Here is a 25,171-nt window from a genome sequence, read left to right on the forward strand (position 1 = left end):
GTTTTTAGTAGGTGGACGTGGTGTGTTTTTGTTGTGGGTTGGGGGTGGGTTTGAACATGGTGAAGCTCCTTGATGGTTGGAGCCGCCACCGTTCGCGGTCAAACAAACAGGGTGGCAGCTGTACGCGGGTTGACCGACCGGACATCAAGGAATCCGGCACACCCGAAGGTGTCCCACGCACAGCCACCGCGACATGATTTCAGACAATGCCTGAACACGTGCAGAACGCTGCTGCGCCTTGATGTTGGGCGGACGGTCAAATCCGATCACTGATTCGTCAGTGACCGCCAAACGATAGAACCCGCCCCCAAGGCGAACAAGCCGGCGGATTCTGGCGTAGCTGTAGGCAATGGCGCAAGGTGATGTGGGGTTAGGGATGTCTTTCTAAACGTGTTTAAACGATTTTGCTGAAGGTTGAAAATGTTGTGATGTTGGCGAATGAAAACGGGACGGCTAAATACATCCGTCCCGTTTCTTCCCTCTGTGTGAGCTGTAAGAACCTCTATGAGCTGTAGGTGCCTCTGTGGCGAGGGAGCAAACTCCTTCGCCACAGGATCACAGGATCACAGGATCACAGGATCACAGGGATCGGGCCATCGGCCGCACAAACGATGCCCATGAAAAAGGGGCCTTAGATGGCCCCTTTGTCTCACTGCTGCTGCACCACCTCGGTGGCCGCCGGTTTCTTCGGCTTCATCAGGCTGAAGTCGATCAACGGACGCTGCTCGCGTTCGTACGGGTTGCCGATCATCAGCGGGCGTGGCTTGAAGCTGTCGCTGACCAGGCTCTTGCTGCGGTCCAGTTCGTCGAAGCTCAGGCCGGCCAGATCCGCCCAGGTGTGGATCAGGTGCGAACTGCTGTAAGGGCGGCTCAGGTCGCCGACGAAGTTCCAATCATGGGTCTGGCGCCACTTCGGCGAGGCCCAGGCCATGAACGGGATGGTGTACATCGGTGCGGTCGGCTTGTTCTCGTTGCGGCCCAGGGTGGTGTGGCCGACCGAGTCGAAGACGTCTTCGCCGTGGTCGGAGAGGTACAGCAGGAAGCCGTTCGGATCGGACTTGGCGTAGTCCTTGATCAGGCTCGACACCACGAAGTCGTTGTACAGCACCGCGTTGTCGTAGCTGTTGTAGGTCGGCACCTGGTCGTCGCGCAGGCCGGTCGGCACACCGTCGCGGTCCTGGAACTTGTCGAAGCTCGGCGGATAGCGGTACTGGTAGCTCATGTGGGTACCGAGCAGGTGCACGACGATGAGCTTGCGCGGCGCCGCGTCGGCCAGGGCCTTGTTGAACGGCTCGATCACATCGCCGTCGTACTGGGCGGCGTTCTGGTTGCGGTTGTTGTTGAGGTACACCTGCTCGTCGGCCTGTTCGGAGAAGGTCGTGAGCATGGTGTTGCGCTTGGTCATGGTCTGCTGGTTGGTGATCCAGAACGTCTTGTAGCCGGCCTGTTTCATCATGCTCACCAGCGACGGCGTGGACAGGTACAGGTCCGGGTTCTCTTCGTCGGCAAAGGTCAGCACCTGCTGCAGCGCCTCGATGGTGTAAGGGCGCGGGGTGATGACGTTGTCGAAAACCGTCAGTTGATCCTTGAGCTTGTCCAGCTCAGGCGTGGTCTTGCGCGGGTAGCCGTAGAGGCTCATGCGCTGGCGGTTGGTGGACTCGCCGATCACCAGCACCAGGGTCGCCGGCTGGTCGGCGCCCGCATCCTTGAGGTTGTGCAGCGGCGGGATCTTGCTGGCGCTGTGCAGCATGCCCTGCATTTCGCCCAGGGTTTCGAGGTAGCGGTGATAGGCCACGGCCATCTGCCATGGCACGGCCGGCTCGATGCGGGTCTCGAACTTCTCGAAACCGCCGGCGAAGCTGCCGGTGCGCTGGGTCTGCTTGATCAGCGGATAGCCGACCACGGCCAGCAGGATCGCCATCGCCGCCACGAACGCGCGGCCACGGGGCATGTAGACCGGGCGCAGGCGTGTCCACAGGAACCAGGCGAACGCGGTGTGGGCGAGGAACGCCGGAATCATCCACCAGGCGAAGTATTGGGTGATGTACTCGCCGGCCTCGGACACGTTCGACTCGAACATGATGAAGATGACGCTCTGGGAGAACTCCTGCTGGTAGATGAAGAAGTAGCCAAGGCTGGCCATCGAGCAGGCCCACAGCACCACGCCGATCAGCGCGGCGAGCAGGCGGGTGCGTTTGGGGAACAGCAGCATCGGCGCCAGCCACACGGCGCTCATCACGAACGCCTGGCGGAACCCGGTGAACCCGGAGGTGCCGGTCAGCTGGATCAACAGTTGGGTGATGCCCGAAAAGTACCAGAAGAACACGAACAGCCAGAGCAGTCCGGTCCAGTCAAAACCTGTCGCAGTCGTATTGCTGCGTTTGAACAATGCCATTCAGCGCTCCGCTCACTCGTCACAACCACCGCCGGTGCATCCTTTTGCCGACGAACGGAAGCCGAACGCTCTCGCTCGGCTCAATCGGCGGAGTATCAACAAGCGGATGTGAAAACTTTGTGAGTTGCCCGTAAAGGCGAGGCGGGCATCGTGACGGGAACGGCGCGGGCCGCTCCCGGGGCAGAGGGGTCAGGCGTTGGGGCGGCGCTGCAGGGTCGGCAGCGGGGCGGGCTGGGCGCCCTGCGTCAGCAGGCGCAGTTGCGCCAATTCCCGCTTGAGCTGATCGCGTTCGTCCTTCAGCTCGCGCAGTTCATCGCGGCGGATCGTGACGTACAGGGTTTGTGGCGGTGTTGCGGTATGTACTGTGCCCATTGCTCACCTCGCAAACGGTGTGACTCAACCGTGAATCGGCTCCCGGCTGCGGGATCCTGACTCACTATCGGCGCCGATTCTGATTTCTTTTGCCTGTGATGGGAACTTTTTTATTTTTTGCGGTCGTTGTGTCTTCGCCACGTTTCCCGACGTTATCTGTCTGGATCGGGCACAATGCCCGGAAACTTCATCACGACGCTTCGGACTAACCTCCATCAGTCGCGTTGGGCTATAACCATTGACACACTTTTACTGCAGTAAGGAGCATCAGCACATGCAACTCGGGATTATTGGACTGGGCCGCATGGGCGGCAACATTGCGCGGCGCCTGATGCTCGACGGTCACACCACCGTTGTTTACGACCGCAATACCGCTTTTGTGGACACCCTGGCCGCCGAGGGCGCCACGGGCGTCGCCGACCTGCCGGCGCTGGTCGCCGGCCTCGCCAAGCCTCGCGCCGTGTGGGTCATGCTGCCGGCCGGCGCGCCGACCGAAGAGACCATCGAAACCCTGAGCACCCTGCTTGAGGCCGGCGACACCATCATCGACGGCGGCAACACCAACTATAAGGACGACATCCGCCGGGCCAAGACCCTGGCCGAGAAAGGCCTGCACTACATCGACGTGGGCACCTCCGGCGGCGTCTGGGGCCTGGAGCGCGGCTACTGCATGATGATCGGCGGCGACGCCGCGACCGTCAGCCGTCTCGACCCGCTGTTCAAGACGCTGGCGCCGGGCATGGGCGACATCCCGCGCACCAAGGACCGCAAGTCCGACGACCCGCGTGCCGAGCACGGCTACATCCACGCAGGTCCCGCCGGCGCAGGGCACTTCGTCAAGATGATCCACAACGGCATCGAGTACGGCATGATGCAGGCCTTCGCCGAAGGCTTCGACATCCTCAAGACCAAGTCCAGCGAGCGCCTGCCGGAAGATCAGCGCTTCGACCTGAACGTCGCCGACATCGCCGAGGTGTGGCGCCGCGGCAGCGTGGTGTCGTCCTGGCTGCTGGACCTGACCGCCGACGCGCTGGCGGCCGACCCGAAACTCGACGGCTTCTCCGGCTCTGTCGCGGACAGCGGCGAAGGCCAATGGACCATCGAGGCGGCCATGGAACAAGCGGTGCCGGTGCCGGTGCTGTCCAACTCGCTGTTCTCGCGCTACCGCTCCCGTGGCCAGGGCACCTTCGGCGACAAGATCCTTTCGGCCCAGCGCTTCGGCTTCGGCGGCCATGTGGAGACCGCGAAGAAATGACCCATGTGATCCGCAGGAAGTCCAAGGCCGAGCCCGCGCCGCCGACCACGCTGTTTCTGTTCGGCGCCCACGGCGACCTGGTCAAGCGCCTGCTGATGCCGGCGCTGTACAACCTCAAGCGCGACGGGTTGCTCGGTGACGGACTGCGGATCATCGGCGTTGACCACAACGCCATCAGCGATGAAGGCTTCGCGAAGAAACTCGAAGACTTCATCCGCGACGAAGTGGCCAGCAAGGTCGGCAAGGGCAACCAGTCCCTTGACCCGGCCTTGTGGGCCCAGCTTGCGAAAAACATCAGCTACGTCCAGGGCGACTTCCTGGACGACGGCACCTATTCGGCCCTGGCGGCGAAGATCGCCGACAGCGGCACCGGCAACGCGGTGTTCTACCTGGCCACCGCGCCGCGTTTCTTCAGCGAGGTGGTGCGCAGGCTCGGCAGCGCCGGCCTGCTGGAGGAAGCTCCGGAAGCGTTCAGGCGGGTGGTGATCGAAAAGCCGTTCGGCTCGGACCTCAAGACCGCCGAAGCCTTGAACGCCTGCCTGCTCAAGGTGATGACAGAGAAGCAGATCTACCGGATCGACCATTACCTGGGCAAGGAAACCGTGCAGAACATCCTGGTCAGCCGGTTCTCCAACAGCCTGTTCGAAGCCTTCTGGAACAACCACTACATCGACCACGTGCAGATCACCGCCGCCGAGACCGTCGGCGTGGAGACCCGCGGCAGCTTCTACGAAAACACCGGCGCCCTGCGGGACATGGTGCCCAATCACCTGTTCCAGCTGCTGGCGATGGTCGCCATGGAGCCGCCGGCCGCGTTCGGCGCCGACGCGGTGCGCGGCGAGAAGGCCAAGGTGGTCGGCGCCATCCGCCCCTGGACCACGGAAGAGGCGCGGGCCAACTCGGTGCGTGGCCAGTACGGCGCCGGAGCCCTGGACGGCAAGCCGTTGGCCGGTTACCGCGAAGAGGCCAACGTTTCGCCGGACAGCACCACGGAAACCTACGTGGCGCTGAAGGTGATGATCGACAACTGGCGCTGGGTCGGCGTGCCGTTCTACTTGCGCACCGGCAAGCGCATGAGCGTGCGCGACACCGAGATCGTCATCTGCTTCAAGCCGGCGCCTTATGCGCAGTTCCGCGACACCGAAGTGGACGAGCTGCAGCCGACCTACCTGCGCATCCAGATCCAGCCCAACGAAGGCATGTGGTTCGACCTGCTGGCCAAGCGGCCGGGGCCTGCGCTGAACATGGCTAACATCGAACTGGGTTTCGCCTACAAGGACTTCTTCGAGATGCAGCCGTCCACCGGTTACGAGACGCTGATCTACGACTGCCTCACCGGCGACCAGACGCTGTTCCAGCGCGCCGACAACATCGAGAACGGCTGGCGGGCGGTGCAGCCGTTCCTCGACGCCTGGCAGCAGGATGCGAGCGTGCAGGCCTATGCGGCCGGCGAAGACGGCCCGGAAGCGGCCAACGGACTGCTGACCCGCGACGGCCGCGTCTGGCATGGCCTGGGATGAGTGACACTGCGCCGCAACCCATCCGTTTTCTGCTCAGCGACATGGACGGCACGCTGCTGCGGGCCGACCACAGCCTGAGCCCGCGCACGGTCGAAGCCGTGCGCGCCTTGCGCGAGGCCGGCGTGCTGTTCAGCCTCGCCACCGGACGTCCACCCAGGGCCATGCGACAGCAGATCGAGGCGTTGGGCGTCGATTTGCCGACGGCGGGCTTCAACGGCGGCACGATCGTCAACCCGGACGGCAGCCTGCTGGCGGCCCACCACTTGCCGGCCACCGCCGCGCTGACGGCGCTGGCGCTGTTCGCCGACCGGCCGGACATCGAAATCTGGGTGTTCAGCGGCGACGACTGGCTGCTCAAGGATCCGCACGGGCCGATGGTGCCGCGCGAGCAGCACGGGCTCGGTTACCCGCCGGTGGTGGTGGACAGCTTCGAACCCTACCTGGAACGCATCTCCAAGATCGTGGCCGCCAGCGACAACACCGAGTTGTTGATCGAGCTGGAGGCGCGCCTGTTGCCGCAGGTCGACGGCATGGCCCAGGTGTCGCGCTCGCAGCCGGTCTATCTGGACGTGACGGCGCTGGAGGCCAACAAAGGCACCGCGTTGGTGACGCTGGCCGAATACCTGGGCATCCCCTTGGCCCAGACCGCCGCCATCGGCGACGGCGGCAACGACCCGGCGATGTTCCACTGCGCCGGGCTGTCGATTGCGATGGGGCAGGCACCGGAGGAGATCCGGCGCCAGGCCGATGCGGTGACCGGCTCGAACAGCGAAGACGGCGTGGCGCAGGCTATCGAGCGGTACATCCTGCCCCGGTAGGGGGCTCATGCTGACGCCATCGCCGGCAGGCTGGCTCCCCCAGGTTTGCTGGGGGAATGCTGACTGTGGGCCACCGCAAACTCTGTGGGAGCCAGCCTGCTGGCGATGGCGGCGTGTCAGGCCCTGAAAATGTCGGCTACAGCCAATAGCTCACCGCATACCAGCCCAAAACGCCCATCACCACGGTGTACGGCAACGCCATCCACACCATGCGCCCATACGACAGGCGCACCAGCGGCGCGATGGCCGAGGTCAGGAGGAACAGGAACGCCGCCTGACCATTGGGAGTCGCCACGCTCGGCAGGTTGGTGCCGGTGTTGATCGCGATCGCCAGCGTCTCGAAATGCTCGCGGCTCATGTGGCCGGACAGGAACGCCTGCTTCACTTCGGTGATGTAGATCGTGGCCACGAACACGTTGTCGCTGATCGCCGACAGCAGACCGTTGGCGATGAACAGCATGCCCGGCTGCTGCTCGGCCGGCAGCGCCAGCACCCAGCGGATCAACGGCGCGAACAGTTGCTGGTCGTGAATCACCGCGACCACCGCAAAGAACACCACCAACAGGGCGGTGAAGGGCATGGCGTCCTTGAAGGCGCTGCCCAGCCGGTGTTCATCGGTGATGCCGGTGAAGGCGGTGATCAGCACGATCACCATCAGCCCGATCAGGCCGACCTCGGCGATGTGCAGGGCCAGCCCGGCAATCAGGATCAGAGCGGCGGCGCCTTGCACCAGCAGGGCGGCGCGTTGGCGCGGGGTGCGTTCGGCGTTGTCTTCGGCGGCATAGTTGGCCAGCACGGCGCGAACGTTGTCCGGCAGCAGCGTGCCGTAACCGAACCAGCGCAGCTTCTCCAGCAGTACGCAGGTCGTAAGGCCGGCCACCAGCACCGGCAGAGACACCGGCGCGACCTTGCTGAAGAACTCGGCGAAGTGCCAACCCATCTCATGGCCGATCAGCAGGTTCTGCGGCTCGCCCACCAGCGTGCACACGCCGCCCAGGGCCGTGCCGACCGCGCCGTGCATCAGCAGACTGCGCAGGAAGGCGCGGAACTGCTCCAGATCCCCGTGGTGCAGCACGGGCAGATGCTGGTCATCGTTGAACTCGCTGTCCTGGCGAGGATCGTTGCCGGAGGCCACGCGGTGGTACACCGAGTAGAAGCCCACAGCGGCGCTGATGATCACGGCGGTGACGGTCAGCGCGTCGAGAAACGCCGACAGGAACGCCGACAGAAAGCAGAACATCAACGCCAGCAGTGCCTTGGAGCGCACGCCCAGCAGCAGGCGCGAGAACAGGAACAGCAGCAGATCCTTCATGAAGTAGATGCCGGCGACCATGAACATCAGCAGCAGGATCACGGGGAAGTTGTGCACCAGCTCATCGTAGATGGCTTGCGGCGTGGTCATGTTCAGCAGCAGCGCTTCGATCAGCAGCAGGCCGCCCGGCATCAGGGGGTAGCACTTGAGCGCCATCGCCAGGGTGAAAATGAATTCGACCACCAGCAGCCAGCCGGCAGCCACCGGGCCTGCCGTCCACAACACCAGCGCGTTGAGTATCAGGAACCCGACGATGCACGCCTTGTACCAACGGGGAGAGTGCCCGAGAAAATTGTGCGCGAACGCTTGGGCCATCGAGCCGGACATCGGTTGCTCCTTGTCTTAAGAAGCGCGCACGGTGCCGCAAGCTTCGATCAAGATCAAGCGTAGGAGTTTTCTCTTATTGATTCAGATAACGCGCCACGACAGCACGGTAATTGCCGTCAAGCGAGTAGCCGCCGACCAGAATCCCGCCGTCGCGCTCTAGGGCCATGGATGTGGCGGTGTCCAGACTGTGCCCCAGCCGCGTGCGCAGCCAGCCGTTGCCGTCGCCGAAGCACCGGTCCGGCCGGCCATCCGCCAGGTAGCGGGCGACGATGAAATCCGCTTCGACGCCGCCGATAGTGGCGCCGGCCGCGATGATCCGACCATCCGCCATCCGGACGGCGGCGGTCCACTGGCAACCGCTGTGGCCGATTTCCAGCAGGTGCGGTCGCGCGCCGTTGCAATGCACATCCGGGCGGCCGTTGACGTGAAGCGTCAGTGACAGGCAGCGGATCGGATCGCGGCTGCTGCCCAGGCAATGCAGGCGCTCGGCGGATTCGAGGACCTGGCTCACCAGCGCGCTCTGGCCCCCGGCCTTGAACGCCATGAACCCGTCCACGGCGAAGCGCTCGTCCAGTCGGCCGTCCGGCAGGTAACGCGCCAGCAGCCCCTCTTGAGGGAAATCGATGGAGCCGGCGACCACGATGCGCCCGTCCTGCTGCAGCAGCAGGCTGCTGAGCCAAGTGTTCAGCAGCAGGTGGCGAACCATCACGAAGCCGCGGCCATTGAAGGTGCTGTCCGGTTGGCCGCCGGGTGTGAGGCGGATCAGGATGCCGGCATGGTCGGCGAGTTCGAAATGGTGATTGGCGATCAGCAGGATCCGGCCGTCGGGCTGCAAGGCGACGTCGCATGCCTCGGCACCGGGGACGCCGGGCGGCAGCCAAGAGTCGCGCGAGCCCATGGACAGGTCGCCCGGCAAGCGCACGACTTGCCGGCCGTCCTCGCCGAACGCACCGTCGGGGCGGCCGTGGCAGTCAAAGAGGGCGAGGGCGGGCAGGGTGCGGTGGGTGTTTTCATAATGCAGGCCGGCCAGCAGGATCCGTCCGTCAGGCAGTACCAGCACCTTGCCGGCGGTGGCCTCGTAGCCGTCGGCGTAGGCACCGATCACGCTCCCGTGCAGGCCGAAGCTCAGGTCTGCCGAACCGTCCGGCAGCAGACGGGCAAGGCCGAAACGGCTGCCTTGGTCCGTGCCGACCTTGGCGGCCACCAGAATCCGGCCTTGGGCATCGAGCGCCACACCCTGGGTGAGGCTGGAGCGGCTGCCGGCGAAGTAGACCCGGGCGACGCCGTTGGCGGCAAAAGAGGTGTCCAGTTGACCGGCGTTGTCGGCAGGTGCGGGTAACGCATAAGCGGTCTGGGTGGGCATGCACGCGTCTCCTTGCGAGTCGGCCGACACCGGGAAGTCGGTCGGGCAACTGCATGAGCGACCCATTCAATCCTTGAAAGAGTGCAAGTACAACTGACAGAAGTAACAGGTGGAGGGTCGCACTGTGCCAGAACAATGACTTTCTGAACCAGTCGCAAGCCTGCCAAGTATTCGGGCCTTCAACTTGTGAAGAAAGTTGTACGCGAGTGCGCTAATAAAAGAAGGGATGCGGCAACTAAGCGCAAGAGGGGCGGATGACAGGAACGTCATCCGCATCGCCCCGGATCAGTGTGGCATCGACCAGGATTGCAGCGTGTAGCCTTCTTCGCTCAGTTCGGCGCGGGCCCGTTGCAGCAGGTGTTCGAGTTGCGCCGGGTCGGAGTAGGCGCTGCTCGGGATCTTCGTGCGGCCGATCTGGGAGTTGGTGCGGTCGATGACGGTCAGGTTCAGTTCGCCGTTGCCGTCTTGTGGGGCCCAGGCCACGCATTGGAAGGGTTCGAACGCGCGGTTGGCAATCAAAAGAGCTTCGTTGATACGGAGCGGGGCGGTCATGGGGTCTTCTCTCTGTAGTGCCCAATCAAGTGATGTGCCGTCGGTTGGGCTTACCGTTCGGCTGGTTACTTGTACTGATGCACGCAACCGGGGGACGGGTCACACAGGATTCGAAGAAATTTCAACTTTCTTCCGATCCGGCAATTGTCCGGGCGCTTTTGAAAGCCTGGTGAAAGAATCATGTCGATAGCTAACTAATAAACCGGTTACTTATAACTGCTTCACTTGTACGCCTATAAGCAATTGATACAAGGTGCCGTCAAATTCTTGCTAATGTTACAGCCAGGTCTGCCAAATGACTGTTTTTGCGATCATTTCCCATAATTTGGCGCCAAGGAACAGTCATGAGCGAAGCGCCTGCCCTACGACGACTATTGGTGGTCGACCCCTGTGACGATTGTCACCGCCTGCTGCCCGGTTTGCGTGCCGTGGGCTGGGATGTCGACAGCTGTTCGCTGGAAAACGCCGCCGACCGCACCTGCGATGTCGGCCTGTTGCGTTTGCAGCCTTTTCATTTGGAGCGCCCGGAGGCGGTCAAGGAGCTGATCAGCCGCAGCGGCACCGAGTGGATCGCCGTCCTCAACCAGGAAGTGCTGCGTCTGCAGAATGTCGGGGACTTCGTCTGCGAATGGTTCTTCGATTTCCATACCTTGCCGTTCGACGTCTCGCGGGTGCAGGTGACCCTGGGCCGGGCGTTCGGCATGGCGCGCCTGCGCGGCCAGGGCACGATCCACGTCGATCAGCCGGAGCACGAACTGCTCGGCGACAGCAAGCCGATCCGTGAACTTCGCAAGCTGCTGAGCAAACTGGCGCCCACCGAGTCGCCGGTGCTGATCCGCGGCGAAAGCGGCACCGGCAAGGAATTGGTCGCCCGCACGCTGCACCGCCAGTCCCAACGTCACAGCAAGCCGTTCGTGGCCATCAACTGCGGGGCGATTCCCGAGCATCTGATCCAGTCCGAACTGTTCGGCCACGAGAAAGGCGCGTTCACCGGCGCCCATCAGCGCAAGGTCGGGCGCATCGAGGCGGCCAACGGCGGCACGCTGTTTTTGGACGAGATCGGCGACCTGCCGCTGGAGCTCCAGGCCAACCTGCTGCGGTTTCTCCAGGAAAAACACATCGAACGGGTCGGCGGCAGCCAGCCGATTCCGGTGGATGTGCGCGTTCTGGCGGCCACCCACGTCGACCTTGAGGCGGCCATCGAGAAGAAACGTTTTCGCGAAGACCTGTACTACCGGCTGAACGTATTGCAGGTGGTGACCGCGCCGCTGCGCGAGCGCCACGGCGACCTGTCGATGCTGGCCAACCACTTTTCCCATTTCTACAGCCACGAGACCGGCCGGCGCCCGCGCAGCTTCAGCGAAGACGCCCTGATCGCCATGGGCAAGCACGACTGGCCCGGCAATGTCCGCGAGCTGGCCAACCGCGTGCGCCGCGGCCTGGTGCTGGCCGAAGGGCGGCAGATCGAGGCCCGCGACCTGGGGCTGATCAGCCAGCAGTCGGTCACGACCCCCATGGGCACCCTCGAAGACTACAAGACCCGGGCCGAACGCCAGGCGCTGTGCGACGTGCTGAACCGCCACAGCGACAACCTCAGCGTGGCCGCCAAGGTGCTGGGCGTCTCGAGGCCGACCTTCTACCGTTTGCTGCACAAGCACCAGATCCGCTAGGGCGCGGTGTTTCCCCGGGGAGGGGAAACTGAAAAGGCCCGCTGCGACAGGGATCGCAGCGGGCCTTTTGCATGGGCGCCCGTCAGAAGTAGTACGGGAATTTCAGGCTGAAGGAGAAGTCCGGGGCATCGTCGGTCATGCCGATGGACAGGTTGGGCACGATGGTCAGGTTGTCGGTGGCCGCGATGGTCATGCCGACGTTGAAGTAACCGGCGTTGGCGTCGCTGGACACCACCGATTCCCAATCCCCGCCGTCCTGCTTGAGCTTGCTCTTGCGTTGCACAAGGTCCGAGACGGAGAACGACATACTCATCTTCTCGTTCAGCGCGAACGCGATGCCGGCGCCGATCTGGAAGCTGTCGCCGATGCGCACCTTGCCCGGCGTCTTCTGGTTGACCGTGGAGCTGATGTCGTCGAAGGACTCCTCCAGGTTGTGGGTATAGGACAGGCTGCCGAACAGCACGGCCGGGTCGAAGGTCTTGACCAGCGAGATGCCGGGCGTGATCGACCAGACGCCGTTGCCGGTGGGCAGGGTGTCCGGCACGAACAGGTTGCTGTTGGCGTCGGTCTGGCGCAGCTTGATGCCGAACGGATCCTTGCCGGTAGGGGCCTTGACCCGCAACGTGACCACCGCATCCGGCGTGTTGACCGACTCGTCCATGAACTTGTAGGCGATGCCGAAGTTGACGTCGCCGATGGTCGGGTCGCGGCTCACGTCCTGTTCGGTGGTGACGTTGGCGGCGCCGTTGTTGCCGCCGCCGGACTGGTAGGTCGAGTCGCGGTACACGACCGGCACGTTCAGGTCGAACTGCCAGCGGTTGTCGAAGTTGTAGCGGCCGGTGAGGTCAAGGGTCCAGGTGTCGGCCTTGATCCGGTCCAGGTTGATGTTGCCCAGGAAGATCGAGTCCAGCGCGAGGAAACCGTTGAGGATCAGCTGGCGCGTGTCGTAGCGCGAATAGGTGATGCCGGTCTCGAAGCTGAACTTGCCGCCGCCGAAGAAGCCGCTGGCCTCGTCGTACAGGTTGGACACGCTCTGCGCCGGTTGCGAGTCGTCGGCCAGCGATTGGCCATAGGATGCGCCGCTTCCCCCCGCTGCGCCCCCCGACGCGGCTGCGGCCCCGGTACCGGCGACCTGCTTGTTGCCTTTCATGTCGGCCGGCGACTTGGCCAGGCGCTTGGGCGGTGGTGAAGCGGGTTGGTCCTCGACCTGGCGGACCCGCTGCTCGAGCACCGCCAGGGCCTTTTGTTGCACTTCGTATCGTTGCTTAAGCTCCAGAAGTTCCTGTTTCAGGGCCTCTACGTCCGCGTCCGGCGCCGCATGCAATGCTGCGGCGGGAAGTAGAGTACTCAAACATACAGCCGCACGCAGTGAAACTGATCGATACATGAATAAGCCGTCCCTTCAAGCCCAATGGTCGAGACTCAGCGTAGTTCAATATCCGATGTTGCGTAGTGCCCTGAGTTGAGTGAGATTGCAGTCCAGCGCGCCGGCGCTCATGCCGTTGTTGCTGAGGACCACGTTGAGTTGCGTCAGGTTATTGACGACGTTGGCGTTGCCGAGCAGGCGGCTGTTCTGCAAAAGCCCGCCCTGGGCGACCTGTTGCAGGGCCGTCCCTTGGTTGCCGGCGGCCTGAATGGCCATCTGCACGCCTCCGCCGGTGGCGGAGACCGCCACGCTGCCGGCGGCGTTGCTGCCGGAAATGGTCTGTCCGGCCATCAGGGCTTGCCCCTGGGCAGGCACCAGTGCCGGTGCCTGGTTGGCCTCTTTGACGTTGATCGCCACGTTGTTGTAGGCGGTGTTGCTGTCGCCGGCGGCGCGCACGCTTTGCGTCACGCCCTGGCTGCTGTTCAGTCCTGCGCCACCAATGACGTTGCCGGTCCCCGTCTGCAGGGGGCTGCCGTTACCGGTTTCCTTGATGGTCGAGACATAGAATTCGGGTTTTACCGTTGCCGCTTGGAGTTGCATCGAGGCCGACGCCCCGATCATGTCGCCGCTGGCGTTGCGCCAGGTGCTGCTCATGACCACACCGAAGCTGATGATCCGGCCCGGCATGACGTAGCGACCGCGAAGCTCGGCGAGCTCTTGGTCCTTGATTTCAATGGGTTTGAATCCTGCATTGGCAAAGCTTGATGCGCTCGCTGCCAGGCAGGCGGCGGCCAGCCAATATGAGGTTTTCATCCGCTGCTCCCGGGACATCCAGCCCCATTCTTGTAATCGGCGATTAGAAGAAGTCGCTCTGTATGAACCCGAAGTCCATCAGTTCAGCATCTTTGACGGGGTTGAAAGTATCCAGCTTGTTCTTGGCCGTCAGCGGTTCCGGAGGACTGCGCAATGCATTGGTCTTGTCGTATCCGGGGCCGACGATGGCAAAGACGATGCCGTTCCAACCTTTGACAAAGTCATTGTGGGCGTAGCGTTTGTGTCCTAAAACCGGGTCTCCGATGTAGACCCAATCCTTGTCCGCCCGCTGCAGCACCACAAAATGCTTGTAGCCGCGAATCTCCATCAGTACCACGACCGGAATGCTCACCGACTCGAGTTTGTCGGCCGGTATCCGGTAGCCCCTGGCGCGCATGCCGATGCTTTCCACGTAGCGCTTCATGTCCAGCATGGAGAAACCTTGAGTACGGACAAGGTCCTGGTCTGCGTTGACCAGCATGCCTTTGATGATGTGCTCCTCATCGACGTCGAGCCAATAGGCCTGGCGCAACACCGTCGCCAGTGCGGCGGCGCCGCAGCTGAAGTCGGTTTTCTGTTCGACGATGTCGGCAAACTTGCGCTCACGCAGGCTTTGCACGTCCTTATAGACCAGTACGCCACCGGGCAGGGCGGCCACCGGTATCTGAGCGGCCTGGGTCAGGCCGGACAGGCAAAGCAGGGCGATGAGGGCAGTTGTACGCATGGTCGGGTACGCCTTGTGGGACCGACGAAAAGCCCCGTTTCCGGGGCTTTCGTTTTGATCGCGGTTACATGCAGGCTTTGCAGCCTGCGGCGATGGACAGCGAGTTGCTTTGTTGGTTGCCCACACCTGCCGATACGTTGGCTCCACCGTTGCCGGAGAAGTTGTTCATCGAACCGGTCATGTTGGCGGTGTTGGTCACAGGGTTTTTCCAGCCGTCTTTGGTCAGCACTTGTTGGGTGGTGACGCCAGCCAGACCGAAGACACCAACGGCTTCGAATTTGGCTTTTTGATCGTCGTCACGACCGCCGCCACGGTTGTCGTTGCCATAGCCGCCGTGGCCGCCATGGTGATCGTCGCCTTCGATGGTTGCGGTGCCTTTGGCGGCGAAGACGCCAGCGGCAGAGAAGGTTCCGGTAAGGGTGTCTTTTTTGTAGGTCTGCACGCCTTTGTTGTCGACGACCAGGCCAGTGGAGGACTGGTTGGCGGCAGCGGCGGCGTTGGCTACACGGCCACCCGAAACAGCGATCGCCAGGTTGTTTTTCTGTTGGTTGAAGTTGCCGGAAGTCACGTTGACGCCGATGTTCCCGGAGCCGTTGTTGCCAGCGTTGTTCAGAGTAGCGCTGTTGGTGGTCGACGAGTTTTTCACATAGTTGTTGTTGTTGACTTGAGTGGCGCTCGAGGCAGCAACAGCGGTACCGAAGATGAAGCTTTCGTCGGCGGTGGCCAGGGCAGCGGCGTTGTCTTGTTGGTTGCCGTCGCCGGCGGCCACGTTGGCGCCCATGTTGCCGTTGGAGTTGTTCAGCGAGTTGTCAGCCTTGGCATCGTTTTTGGTGCCTTGGTTTTTCACCACGTTGCCGTCGCTGTTCTGTTCGTCCAGCACAGCGGCGCCGGCGCCGGCGGTGATCTGAAGGATTTGCTCAAGGGTCGGGCCTTTTGGATCGTGGCCATGACCGTTGCCGTGGCCGTTACCATGACCGTGATTGTCATCACGGCCGCCTGCCTGTGCTGCGATTGCCATCACTGCTGCAAGTGCGAAAACCAGTGGTTTGAGGGCCATTGTAGGTTTCATGGTGTTTCTCCGTCGTGCTTATTAGTTGGTTAAGTGTTGGTACTTTCTAATTGCACTGCCTGTTTGGGTCAGTCAGCGACCCGGATGCTCAGGGTGTTAGCCATACGGTTCCCCACCCCGGCACTCTGGTTCACCTGGATCACTCCTCGGCTGCCGGTGAAGGCCTGATCACTCGTCGTGACCTGGCGACTGCCGGGTGAGGTGCCAGTTGCTCCTGAGTTCGGTAAAAGCGCCACGTTCTGTTGCGACAGGGCGCTGTCGTCAACGCTCTGCGGGGCAGCACTGATGCTGACGCGCGTCACGTTGGCCATCTGGTTGTTGGCGCCGGCGCCCTGGTTCACGCCCAGGATCCCGCTGCCGTTGCTGAAGGAGGCGCCGCCGATGGTGGCGCTGGCGTTCGTCGAGCGGTCGGCCGGCGTGTCGATCTTCTGGATCACGCTGGTGGTCGCATGGGCGTTGGTGCCGATGGCGACCGCTTTGGCGTTGGTCTGCTGCATCTGGTCGCCGGCGGCCTGGTTGACGTTGAAGTTGCCGCGGTACTGCATGCCTGAATCTTGAATGTTCGCGTTGTTCACAGAGCTGGGATCGGCCATGGCGCTGGCGCAGCCGATCAGGGCGAGCAGGAGCAGGGAACGATTCATGTCATTGGCCTCCGGCCATGCGGGTCAGCGGCGCCAGGCCGGTGCTCATGGCACGGTTGACCGTGTTGGAGATCGTGCCGCCGGCGCCGCCGCCGTGGCCGGCGCTCATGCCGGGCATGCCGTTGGGGTTGGTCAGGGTGTTGAGGCCCGGCAGGCTGCCGTTGGGGGTCGCCATGTTGCCGCGGATCGACGAGCCGCTGGCGACGCTGGCGAAGTCGCCGTCGTTGAGTTCGGTGTTGTCGATGGTCTGGTTGATCCGCGCCGAAGGGTTGGCGTTGACGGTGGTCGGGTACGGATCTTTGCCGGCGCTGCGGCCGATGGGTGTAGGCTGGACATCGCGGTTGAGGACGATCACGCCGTTGCCGCCGGCCTGAACGTTGAAACTGATGAGTGCACTGGCGGCGGATCCGATCACCAGGAGGCAGGTCAGGCCTTTTTTGATTTTCCCCACGGTGGCTGTTCCTTCTTCAGTGGGCCGAGCCCAGGTCAGCGTTGTGAGGGAGAGAGCGAAAGCTGTGCCGGTTTTTAAAACTCCATGGATTTCAATGGGTTGGTTCCGCGTTGCGCAAGGCTGATACAAAAGCTGTTTCAGCGCTGAAACAGGCACCGGGCCCGCAAGTGGGCCAAAGCCGATGCAAAGCTCTGGAACAAGGGTTTGCGCGGTGCTGTTTCACCGCTGTAACACAAGGCATGACAAAGCGATGAAGCGCGCCAAGACGGGCACTTTGCAGCGGGGGACGTGTTTCAGGAATGGACACTTTTGCCCCAAAGCAGGGGAAAAGGGCGGGGCAGAGGCCCCGGCGAACGGGTCAGCCGGCCAGCAGGGCCTCGACCGCCGCGAAGGCCTCGCGGCGCCGTTCGTCCCAGTCGCCGCGGATGATCCGCAGCGGCTGACCGTGGCGTTCCAGCCAGGCTTGCGTGGCGTTGAAGAACGCCTGCCGTTCGATCAGTTGCGGCTGGCAGCGCTGGCCGTCGTCGGTCCATTCGATCTGTTCCGGGGACAGCAGCAGGTGCAGGTCGTAGCGGCGGGCCAGCAATTGCTCCTCCAGCCACGCCGGGCAGTCGCCGAACAGGGTCTGGCTCCAGAGCATGTTGCTCAGCAGGTGGGTGTCGAGGATCAGCAGCGGCGGCCGCTGTGCCCGCGCCTGGTCTTCGCGGTGCAATTGGCCGCGGGCGATCTCGGGGATGTCGGCCAGGCACGTGTCCCGGGCCTTTTCCTCGATGAAGGTGCGCACGTACTCGTCCACCCGCACGCCGCCGAAGCGTGCCTGGAGGCTGGCCGCCAGCCAGCTTTTGCCGGTGGATTCGGGACCTGTGAGGACGACGGTCTTCATGCGTGGCGCAACGCCGGGTCGGCCCGCCATTCACGCCAGCCCAGCACCGCGATCAGGGTGAACAGGGCGTACAGCGCGGCGGTGAGGTACAGCGCCTTGTAGAGGAAGAGGGCGACGAAGACCACATCCAGCACGATCCACAACGCCCAGCATTGCAGGCGCTTGTGGGCCATCCAGAACTGCGCCACCAGGCTGAAGCCGGTCAGCGCGGCATCGAGCCAGGGTTGCGCGGCGTCGGTCCAATGGGCCATCGCAGCACCCAGCACCAGGCTGCCGACGGCGCCGAGGCCCAGGCCCTGCACGATCGAGGACGGGGCAAGCCGACTGACCTGGCGCCCGTCGTGCATCGTCCCGGCGCGCGTCCACTGCCACCAGCCGTAGAGCTGCAGGGCGGCGTAGACCACTTGCAGCAACATGTCCGAATACAGCTTCACCTCGAAGAAGATCCAGCTGTACAGCAGCACCATGACCAGCCCGATCGGCCAGCACCACGGATTCTGTTTGACCGTCAGCCAGACGGCGATCACACCGAGGGCGGCGGCAAACAGTTCAAGCCCGGACATGCACAATCCTTGAAGGGAGCGGAAGAGGGGCCGGATTGTACCCAAAAAAGTCCCGGGCGCGAGCCTGCTTGTGGGCACCGGTTTGTTGGCGATGGCGGCGTTCTTCGCGCAAACGGCAGGCCTGCGCAAATCCTGTGGGAGCTGGCTTGCCAGCGATGAGGCCGGGCCAGCCGGCATCTTTATTGCCTGACACACCGCCATCGCTTGCAGGGCAAGGTCCTACAGGGTTCGGCGTTCTTCGCGCAAACGGCAGGCCGCCGCAAATCCTGTGGGAGCCAGCCTGCTGGCGATGGCGTCAGCCAAGGCACCGCCGGGCAGTGCCTTGGCCGATGGTCAGACCCGGAACTGGCGTAGCAGCCCGTTCAGCTGTTCGCTCAGCTGGCCCAGGCGCACGCTGGCGGCGCTGGACTGCTCCGCCGCCAGCGCCGTGCTGTGGGACAGCCCGGCCGCCTGGGTGACGTTCTGGTTGATGTCCTCGACCACGTGGGCCTGTTGCAGCGTGGCGCTGGCGATCGAGGCGTTCAGGCCGTTGAGGTTGCGCAGCGCCTGGCCGATGGCGTTCAGGCTCGCACCAGCAAGTCCGGCCTGTTCGATGGTCAACTGCGAGGCCGTGCTGCTCTCGCCGATGACTTTGACCGCCGCCTCGGAATGGTTCTGCAGGCGTTCGATCATGGCCTGGATCTCCGCCGTGGACTTCTGCGTGCGTTGCGCCAGCAGGCGCACCTCATCGGCCACCACGGCAAACCCGCGGCCCTGTTCGCCGGCCCGGGCCGCTTCGATGGCGGCGTTGAGCGCCAGCAGGTTGGTCTGCTCGGCGATCGAGCGGATCACTTCCAGCACGCTGCCGATCTGCGTGCTTTCGGCGGCCAGGGTGCGGATCACCTCGACGGCCTGGTCGATGGTGCCGGACAGCCTGTCGATCTGCTGCAGGCTGCCGTCGATGTTGATCTGGCCCTGCTGGGCCTGAGCCTCGGCGTCGCGCACTTCGCTGGCGGCGTGCTCGGCGTTCTTGGCCACGTCCTGCACGCCATAGGTGACTTCGTTGACGGCCGTGGCCACCAGTTCCATCTGCTGCGACTGCTGCTGGCTGCGCTCCTGGGCCTGGGCGGCATCGTTGCCCAGTTCGCTGGACGATTGCCCCAAGGCGCTGGCGGAGGCCTGCAAGTCACCGATCACCCGGCGCAGCTTGGCGGTGAAGGCATTGAAGTGATGGGCCAATTGGGTCACTTCGTCCTGGCCGTGGGTGTCGAGGCTGCGAGTCAGGTCGCTTTCGCCGCTGGCGATGTTGGCCATGGCGCTGACGCTTTCCTGCAACGGCCGCACGATGCTGCGGGCGATCAGAATCACCAGCACGGCCATGATCAATGCGATCACCAGGCCGACCGCCGAAGCCTTCAGCACCTGGCCCTGGAATTCGGCCTGCACGTCGTCGATGTACACGCCGGAGCCGATCACCCAGCCCCACGGCTCGAACAGCTTGACGTAGGAGGTCTTGGCTACGGGCTCGCTGGCGCCGGGCTTCGGCCAGCGGTAGTCGACCATGCCGGCGCCCTTGGACTTGGCGATGGCGACCATCTCGTTGAACACCGCAAAGCCGTCCGGGTCGCGGATCGCCGAGAGGTTCTGGCCTTCGAGCTTGGGATTGGTGGGGTGCATGACCATCACGGGGGTGAGGTCGTTGATCCAGAAGTAGTCGTTCTGGTCGTAGCGCAGGCCGCGGATGGCGGTGAGCGCCTGCTTCTGCGCGGCGTCGCGGGTCAGGGTTCCGGCCGCTTCCAGGCCCTGGTAGTAGGTCAGCAGGCCGCTGGCGGTCTGCACCACGTGCTGGGTCTTCTGCGCCTTGGCGTGGTACAGGCCGTCGTGCACCTGCTTGAGCATCAACACGCCCAGGGTCAGCAGCATGACCACCGCCACAATCAAGATGAGCCACAAGCGTCGGCTGATCGACACACTGCGCAAGCTGTTCATAGCGCTGTCACTCCGGTTTCTTGTTCTTGTCATAAAACGCCGCCAGCATCCAACCACGTTTCGGGACGGGCGCCTACGCGACCCAAGTCGTATAACGCACAGCGTTATTTCGGCTTGTCTGTTAGGATTTCGGCCCCGCACGGAAAAACCTGAATGGCGATTGATTCTTCACGGAATTTTGACCCTTTGATGTGGATCCTGTGCGTGTGCGCACCGCACCGCAGCGGCTACGCTTCTCGCAGTGAACGATTGAAAAAATATTATCGGGGCATGCCGCCGGGCATCGCTCTTTGGGGGATCGATGGATCTTTGGACCGCCTTGCAGGCATTGATTCTAGGAGTTGTAGAAGGGCTGACGGAGTTTTTGCCCATTTCCAGTACCGGACACCAGATCATTGTCGCCGACTTGCTCGACTTCGGCGGCGAACGGGCCATGGCGTTCAACATCATCATCCAGCTCGGCGCCATCCTGGCGGTGGTCTGGGAATTTCGTCGCAAGATCTTCGACGTGGTCGTCGGGCTGCCGACCCAGCCGGGGGCGCGGCGCTTCACCGCCAACCTGCTGATCGCCTTCCTGCCCGCCGTGGTGCTGGGGGTGGTCTTCGCCGACCTGATCCACCATTACCTGTTCAACCCCATCACCGTGGCCACTGCGTTGGTGCTGGGCGGCTTCGTCATGCTGTGGGCCGAGCGCCGGCAGCATGAAGTGCACGCCGAAACGGTCGATGACATCACCTGGACGGACGCGCTGAAGATCGGCTTCGCCCAGTGCCTGGCGATGATCCCCGGCACCTCGCGTTCCGGCTCGACCATCATCGGCGGCCTGCTGTTCGGCCTGTCGCGCAAGACCGCCACCGAGTTCTCGTTCTTCCTGGCCATGCCGACCATGGTCGGTGCGGCGGTGTATTCGGGCTACAAGTACCGCGACCTGTTCGTGCCGGCGGACTTTCCGGTGTTCGCCATCGGCTTCGTCACCGCGTTCATCTTCGCCATGATCGCCGTGCGCGGGCTGCTCAAGTTCATCGGCAGCCACAGCTACGCGGCGTTCGCCTGGTACCGGATCGTGTTCGGCCTGGTGATCCTGGCGACCTGGCAGTTCGGCTGGGTGGACTGGTCGGCGGCCAAGCCATGAGCGATCCCCGCGCCCGCCGCGGGGGCGGTGTCCAGCACCTGAAGGTCAAACTGGCGGTGTTCCTGGCCGTGTGCGCGCTGCCGCTGTACGGCTCGCTGTCGATGTGGCTGCACGGGATCTCGTTGATCCCGCTGGCGGCCTACGGCGTCGTCAGCGCGGTGGCGTTCTTCCTGTACTGGGGCGACAAGCGCAAGGCCCGCAACGAGGCCTGGCGCACGCCGGAGAACATCCTGCACGCGGTGGAGCTGGCCGGTGGCTGGCCGGGCGCGCTGATCGCGCAGCAGGTGTTCCGCCACAAGACGCGCAAGGCGTCGTTCCAGATCGTGTTCTGGATGATCGTGGGGCTGCACCAGATGTTCTGGATCGACCGGCTGTTCTACGGGGCGGCGCTGTCAGCGGTGTTTTGAGCGGTGGTTGGCCTTTGGCTCGGCGGTCGGCCTGGTCCGGCGAGGCTGGATGGGTCGCCGCTATCGCCAGCAGGCTGGCTCCCACAAGGGATGGCTGTTGAACGCAGAGTCTGCGGTCACTGCAGAACCCTGTGGGAGCCAGCCTGCTGGCGATGGGCTCGCCCCAAAGCGCCAACCGATCAAAGCAACAACCCGACCTGCGTACGCTTGGGCAGCTTGCCCACCACCAACTGGTGCGAGCGCTGCAGCAACCCTTGCAGTTCCTCGGCGCCCAGCGGGTAGGGCGGGTGCATGATGATCCACTGCGCCCGCGCCAGGTACGGCGCGGGGCCGATGCCCGGGCGGTCGCAGTGGCCGAGGAACAGATCCTTGTCGACCTTGAACGCCAGCGACTCGCCGCGCAGCCCCTGCAAGGCGAACATCTTGTTGCCGGCCACCGAAAACACCCGCACGCCACCCCATTTGTAATCCTCCCGCACACCGGGCAACGTCAGGCAGAACGCGGCGACGTCCGTTTCGCTCATCTTTCCTTGTTTCATAACAGGCGCTCTCCACAGGCATTGAACGATTCGACCAGGTGGTCGATCCACGCGCGCACCGCCGGCATCACCCCGCGCCGGTGCGGATACACCGCTTGCAGCCAGCCGCCGGGCAATGACCAGCCCGGCAGCAACTGCACCAGCGTGCCGTTGTTCAGCTCCGCTTCGCAATACATCATCGGCAGCAGGGTGAAGCCTTGCCCGGCCAGCACGCAAGCCTTGCGCACGATGAAGTCGTCGATGCCGAGGCGGGCCTCCAGCGCCAGGTCGCAGCTCTTGCCGTGTTCGTCGAGCAGGCGCACATGCACCATCCGGTCAGGTTCCAGGGCGCCGAGCACCGGCAGGTTTCTCAGGTCCTGGGGATGCCGGATCTCGACGCCCTCTATAAAGGAAGGGCTCGCTACCACGACCATCTGCGCCTGACGCAAACGGCGGGTGACCAGCATCGGGTCTTCGTCGCCGTGCTCGCGCACGCGCAGGGCGACGTCGACGCCTTCGGTGATCAGGTCGACCCGGCGGTTGAGCAGGATCACTTCCAGCTGCACTTGGGGGAACTTGCCCAGGAAATCGCTGATGACCATCGGCAGCATTTCATGGGCCAGCCCCGTCGGGCAGGACACCCGCAGCCGGCCCCGGGGCTCGCTGGACATGCTGGCGACGGCTTCGTCCGCCATTTCCGCCTCCAGCAGCATGGCCTGGCAGTGGCGCAGGTAGCGTTCGCCGACGGCGGTGAGCTTCAGTTGGCGGGTGGTGCGCTGCAGCAGCCGGGCGCCGAGGCGCTCTTCCAGCTCGGCGATCCGCCGCGACAGGCGCGACTTGGGAATGCCGAGCAGGCGGCCGGCGGCGGCGAATCCGCCGGCCTCGACCACCTTGGCGAAATAGTAGAGATCGTTGAGGTCTTGCATGGTGAAATCCGACTGTTCTATCAGTGGGACAAACTATCGCATTGTTACCGTCTAATCAGCTATTGGTTTCGTCTGTAGGATTGTCTCCATTCCGTCGCCATCGGCGATTCTTTCCAGGAGATTCCACATGAAACTGCTGCACATCGATTCGAGCATTCTGGGCGACAACTCTGCATCCCGTCAGCTGAGCAAGGAAGTCGTGCAAGCCTGGCAAGCCGCCGAGCCAAGCGCCGTGGTGACCTACCGCGACTTGGCCGCCGACGCCATCAGCCACTTCTCGTCGACCACCCTGGTGGCCGCCGGCACCACCGCCGAACTGCGTGACGCCGCCCAGCAGCACGAAGCCGAACTCAGCGCCACCACCCTGGCCGAATTCAAAGCCGCAGACGCCATCGTGATCGCTGCGCCGATGTACAACTTCACCATTCCGACCCAGCTCAAGGCGTGGATCGACCGCGTCGCCGTGGCCGGCCAGACCTTCCGCTACACCGAAGCCGGTCCCGAAGGCCTGTGCGGCGGCAAGAAAGTGCTGATCGTGTCCACCGCCGGCGGTCTGCACGCCGGCCAGGCCAGCGGCATCGCCCACGAAGAGTACCTGAAGCTGGTGCTGGGCTTCCTCGGCATCACCGACATCGAAATCGTCCGTGCCGAAGGCCTGGCCTACGGTGAGGAAGTGCGCAACAACGCCATGAACGCCGCTCACATGCAGATCAGCGAGCAACTGTTCGCCGCCGCGTAAGGCTTGCGTAAAGAACAGCGTCTGTTCAGGTAAACCTCAAAAAACTCTGTATTCTGGTTCTGCAAGGGCCGAATACGGAGTTTTTTGTTTCTGACTGTTACATAATCTGGCCCGGGTTATGCAGTCAAACGTTCGACGTCTGAGTGCAGCGACGCGCAGGAACGCCAAAACCACGGTGTTTCGCGCATCGGACCGCAACGGATCTTTCGATTGAGTAACACAGGGTGGGGCATCCCATGATGCGTCTTTGTGCAACGTTACTGATTTGCCTGCTCGGCAGCCTGAACTCAGTGCACGCGGCGCCTGGGCAGCATCCTCGCTGGAGCGTCGGCTTCCACGAGATGACCTTCCTCGACCCCCTGGACCTGCAGCCGATGCGCGCCATCGCATTCTACCCGTCCAGCGACCGAGAGCACACCAGCAAGCTTGAGGGCTACACGGTCGAGGCCGGCGAAGACGTCAAGGTCGCCATCGGCCGCTTCCCGATGCTGATGCTGTCCCACGGCAACACCGGCACGCCGCTGGCGCTGCATGACCTCGCCACGTCGCTGGCGCGCAAGGGGTTCGTGGTGGTGGCGGTGATCCACCCCGGCGACAACTCCAAGGACCACAGCCGCCTCGGTACCTTGAGCAACCTGTACGGCCGGCCGATCCAGATTTCCGAAGCCATCTCCGCCACCCTCGGCGACCGCATGCTCGCGCCGTTCGTCAACGCCGAGCAGGTCGGGGTGATCGGCTATTCGGCCGGCGGCGAGACGGCGCTGATCCTCTCGGGCGCCACGCCGGACCTGGATCGCCTGCGCCGCTATTGCCAGGAGCGCCCGGACGACCGCGACGCCTGCAACACCCAGGGCGAGCTGATCGTCGACCGCGACGACCTCCAGCCGGTGGCCGATCCACGGGTGCATGCCTTGCTGCTGATGGCGCCGCTGAGCCTCAAGTTCGGCCGCCAGACGCTGGCCGACGTGCATGTGCCGGTGCTGATGTACAGCGGCGACGGCGACAAACTGGTGGCCTTCGACAAGAACGCCGCCGCCCTGGCGCGCAAGCTGCCGACCGCGCCGGACTTCAAGCTGCTGGCCGGGGCCGGGCATTTCGTGTTCATGGCGCCGTGCAACGAAGAGCAGATCGTCGCCATGCCCGCCCTGTGCACCGACGCCGACGGTGTGGACCGCGAAGACATCCACCGCAACCTGATCTCCGAGGCCGGGCGGTTCTTTTCCCGGGTGCTGGGCCGGCCCAGCCGGGCGGGGATGCAGACCGCAGACCAATGAATCCCCGATATCCCCTGTGGGAGATTCTATGGTTGAGGCAAAGCCCTCAGCCTGCTTTCGGTTCATATTCGCTTTGTCCTTTGAGCAGGGCGAATACGATCCGGGCCAGTTTG

The 25,171-nt window shown here is 63.6% G+C and carries 24 protein-coding genes; 8 read left to right on the forward strand and 16 right to left on the reverse strand.

What is annotated here, in order from left to right:
* Positions 1–649: 649 nt before the first annotated feature.
* Both CAG31_RS27545 and CAG31_RS27550 read right to left on the reverse strand, forming a co-directional pair.
* Entirely contained in the window at positions 650–2,395 is a 1,746-nt protein-coding gene (locus CAG31_RS27545; RefSeq protein WP_085586904.1) for a phosphoethanolamine transferase CptA, read from the reverse strand.
* Between the two features lie 189 nt (positions 2,396–2,584).
* Positions 2,585–2,767, reverse strand: coding sequence for a DUF6026 family protein (locus tag CAG31_RS27550; protein ID WP_085586905.1), 183 nt, complete (start codon positions 2,765–2,767; stop codon positions 2,585–2,587).
* A 274-nt stretch (positions 2,768–3,041) separates the two neighbouring features.
* Between CAG31_RS27550 and gnd the strand changes: the two genes are divergently transcribed.
* From gnd to CAG31_RS27565, 3 genes are read left to right on the forward strand one after another with little or no spacing between them, the layout of a single operon-like run.
* Positions 3,042–4,022, forward strand: a complete 981-nt coding sequence (gnd, locus tag CAG31_RS27555; protein WP_085586906.1) for a phosphogluconate dehydrogenase (NAD(+)-dependent, decarboxylating) — start codon at positions 3,042–3,044, stop codon at positions 4,020–4,022.
* Positions 4,019–5,542 carry a glucose-6-phosphate dehydrogenase gene (gene zwf, locus CAG31_RS27560; RefSeq protein WP_085586907.1) on the forward strand — a complete coding sequence of 508 codons (1,524 nt, stop codon included), beginning with the start codon at positions 4,019–4,021 and terminating at the stop codon, positions 5,540–5,542. Before gnd ends, zwf begins: the two co-directional genes overlap by 4 nt.
* Complete coding sequence (locus tag CAG31_RS27565) at positions 5,539–6,360, forward strand: Cof-type HAD-IIB family hydrolase (RefSeq protein ID WP_085586908.1); 822 nt, start codon at positions 5,539–5,541, stop codon at positions 6,358–6,360. Before zwf ends, CAG31_RS27565 begins: the two co-directional genes overlap by 4 nt.
* Positions 6,361–6,496: 136 nt before the next feature.
* Here the strand turns inward: CAG31_RS27565 and nhaB are convergent, their stop codons facing one another.
* The 3 genes from nhaB to CAG31_RS27580 all read right to left on the reverse strand — a co-directional run bounded on the left by nhaB (position 6,497) and on the right by CAG31_RS27580 (position 9,914).
* The gene (gene nhaB, locus CAG31_RS27570; RefSeq protein ID WP_085586909.1) at positions 6,497–7,999 is read right to left on the reverse strand and encodes a sodium/proton antiporter NhaB; all 1,503 of its coding nucleotides are present in this window, start codon (positions 7,997–7,999) and stop codon (positions 6,497–6,499) included.
* 73 nt (positions 8,000–8,072) lie between these two features.
* A complete protein-coding gene (locus tag CAG31_RS27575; protein ID WP_085586910.1) occupies positions 8,073–9,362 on the reverse strand; it encodes a hypothetical protein in 1,290 nt (429 codons plus the stop codon).
* A gap of 285 nt (positions 9,363–9,647) precedes the next feature.
* A complete protein-coding gene (locus CAG31_RS27580; RefSeq protein WP_085586911.1) occupies positions 9,648–9,914 on the reverse strand; it encodes a hypothetical protein in 267 nt (88 codons plus the stop codon).
* Positions 9,915–10,258: 344 nt separating this feature from the next.
* Here CAG31_RS27580 and CAG31_RS27585 point away from each other — a divergent pair, with 344 nt between their 5' ends.
* The gene (locus CAG31_RS27585) at positions 10,259–11,584 is read left to right on the forward strand and encodes a sigma-54 dependent transcriptional regulator (RefSeq protein ID WP_085586912.1); all 1,326 of its coding nucleotides are present in this window, start codon (positions 10,259–10,261) and stop codon (positions 11,582–11,584) included.
* A gap of 82 nt (positions 11,585–11,666) precedes the next feature.
* Here CAG31_RS27585 and CAG31_RS27590 read toward each other — a convergent pair whose 3' ends face one another.
* From CAG31_RS27590 to CAG31_RS27630, 9 genes are all read right to left on the reverse strand, one after another.
* Complete coding sequence (locus CAG31_RS27590; RefSeq protein ID WP_085586913.1) at positions 11,667–12,971, reverse strand: transporter; 1,305 nt, start codon at positions 12,969–12,971, stop codon at positions 11,667–11,669.
* A 45-nt stretch (positions 12,972–13,016) separates the two neighbouring features.
* On the reverse strand, positions 13,017–13,763 hold the full coding sequence (locus tag CAG31_RS27595; protein ID WP_085586914.1) for a hypothetical protein: 747 nt from the start codon (positions 13,761–13,763) through the stop codon (positions 13,017–13,019).
* Positions 13,764–13,806: 43 nt separating this feature from the next.
* Positions 13,807–14,487 (reverse strand): C39 family peptidase, encoded by a 681-nt coding sequence (locus tag CAG31_RS27600; protein ID WP_085586915.1) that lies wholly within the window; start codon positions 14,485–14,487, stop codon positions 13,807–13,809.
* Positions 14,488–14,551: 64 nt separating this feature from the next.
* Positions 14,552–15,556 carry a heme utilization protein gene (locus tag CAG31_RS27605; RefSeq protein ID WP_085586916.1) on the reverse strand — a complete coding sequence of 335 codons (1,005 nt, stop codon included), beginning with the start codon at positions 15,554–15,556 and terminating at the stop codon, positions 14,552–14,554.
* A gap of 68 nt (positions 15,557–15,624) precedes the next feature.
* Positions 15,625–16,197 carry an adhesin gene (locus tag CAG31_RS27610; RefSeq protein ID WP_085586917.1) on the reverse strand — a complete coding sequence of 191 codons (573 nt, stop codon included), beginning with the start codon at positions 16,195–16,197 and terminating at the stop codon, positions 15,625–15,627.
* A gap of 1 nt (position 16,198) precedes the next feature.
* Positions 16,199–16,648 carry a hypothetical protein gene (locus CAG31_RS27615; RefSeq protein ID WP_085586918.1) on the reverse strand — a complete coding sequence of 150 codons (450 nt, stop codon included), beginning with the start codon at positions 16,646–16,648 and terminating at the stop codon, positions 16,199–16,201.
* 358 nt (positions 16,649–17,006) lie between these two features.
* On the reverse strand, positions 17,007–17,531 hold the full coding sequence (locus CAG31_RS27620; protein ID WP_085586919.1) for an AAA family ATPase: 525 nt from the start codon (positions 17,529–17,531) through the stop codon (positions 17,007–17,009).
* Complete coding sequence (pnuC, locus tag CAG31_RS27625) at positions 17,528–18,094, reverse strand: nicotinamide riboside transporter PnuC (RefSeq protein WP_085586920.1); 567 nt, start codon at positions 18,092–18,094, stop codon at positions 17,528–17,530. The genes CAG31_RS27620 and pnuC overlap by 4 nt, the downstream gene beginning before the upstream one ends.
* A 333-nt stretch (positions 18,095–18,427) precedes the next feature.
* Positions 18,428–20,062, reverse strand: coding sequence for a methyl-accepting chemotaxis protein (locus CAG31_RS27630; protein WP_085586921.1), 1,635 nt, complete (start codon positions 20,060–20,062; stop codon positions 18,428–18,430).
* A 301-nt stretch (positions 20,063–20,363) separates the two neighbouring features.
* On the opposite strand from CAG31_RS27630, the gene CAG31_RS27635 reads away from it, so the two are divergent.
* Both CAG31_RS27635 and CAG31_RS27640 read left to right on the forward strand, forming a co-directional pair.
* Positions 20,364–21,194, forward strand: coding sequence for an undecaprenyl-diphosphate phosphatase (locus tag CAG31_RS27635; protein WP_085586922.1), 831 nt, complete (start codon positions 20,364–20,366; stop codon positions 21,192–21,194).
* The gene (locus CAG31_RS27640; RefSeq protein WP_085586923.1) at positions 21,191–21,601 is read left to right on the forward strand and encodes a DUF1294 domain-containing protein; all 411 of its coding nucleotides are present in this window, start codon (positions 21,191–21,193) and stop codon (positions 21,599–21,601) included. The genes CAG31_RS27635 and CAG31_RS27640 overlap by 4 nt, the downstream gene beginning before the upstream one ends.
* Positions 21,602–21,780: 179 nt before the next feature.
* On the opposite strand, the gene CAG31_RS27645 is transcribed toward CAG31_RS27640, so the two are convergent.
* Entirely contained in the window at positions 21,781–22,140 is a 360-nt protein-coding gene (locus CAG31_RS27645; RefSeq protein ID WP_085586924.1) for an MmcQ/YjbR family DNA-binding protein, read from the reverse strand.
* On the reverse strand, positions 22,137–23,045 hold the full coding sequence (locus CAG31_RS27650; protein WP_085586925.1) for a LysR substrate-binding domain-containing protein: 909 nt from the start codon (positions 23,043–23,045) through the stop codon (positions 22,137–22,139). Before CAG31_RS27650 ends, CAG31_RS27645 begins: the two co-directional genes overlap by 4 nt.
* Before the next feature lie 127 nt (positions 23,046–23,172).
* Here CAG31_RS27650 and CAG31_RS27655 point away from each other — a divergent pair, with 127 nt between their 5' ends.
* Positions 23,173–23,784, forward strand: a complete 612-nt coding sequence (locus tag CAG31_RS27655) for an FMN-dependent NADH-azoreductase (protein ID WP_085586926.1) — start codon at positions 23,173–23,175, stop codon at positions 23,782–23,784.
* Positions 23,785–24,020: 236 nt separating this feature from the next.
* A complete protein-coding gene (locus CAG31_RS27660) occupies positions 24,021–25,058 on the forward strand; it encodes a dienelactone hydrolase (protein ID WP_085586927.1) in 1,038 nt (345 codons plus the stop codon).
* Positions 25,059–25,171: the final 113 nt, after the last annotated feature.

Origin of the sequence: Pseudomonas sp. R25(2017), assembly GCF_002112565.1 — a bacterium.
Lineage (GTDB): Bacteria > Pseudomonadota > Gammaproteobacteria > Pseudomonadales > Pseudomonadaceae > Aquipseudomonas > Aquipseudomonas ekonensis.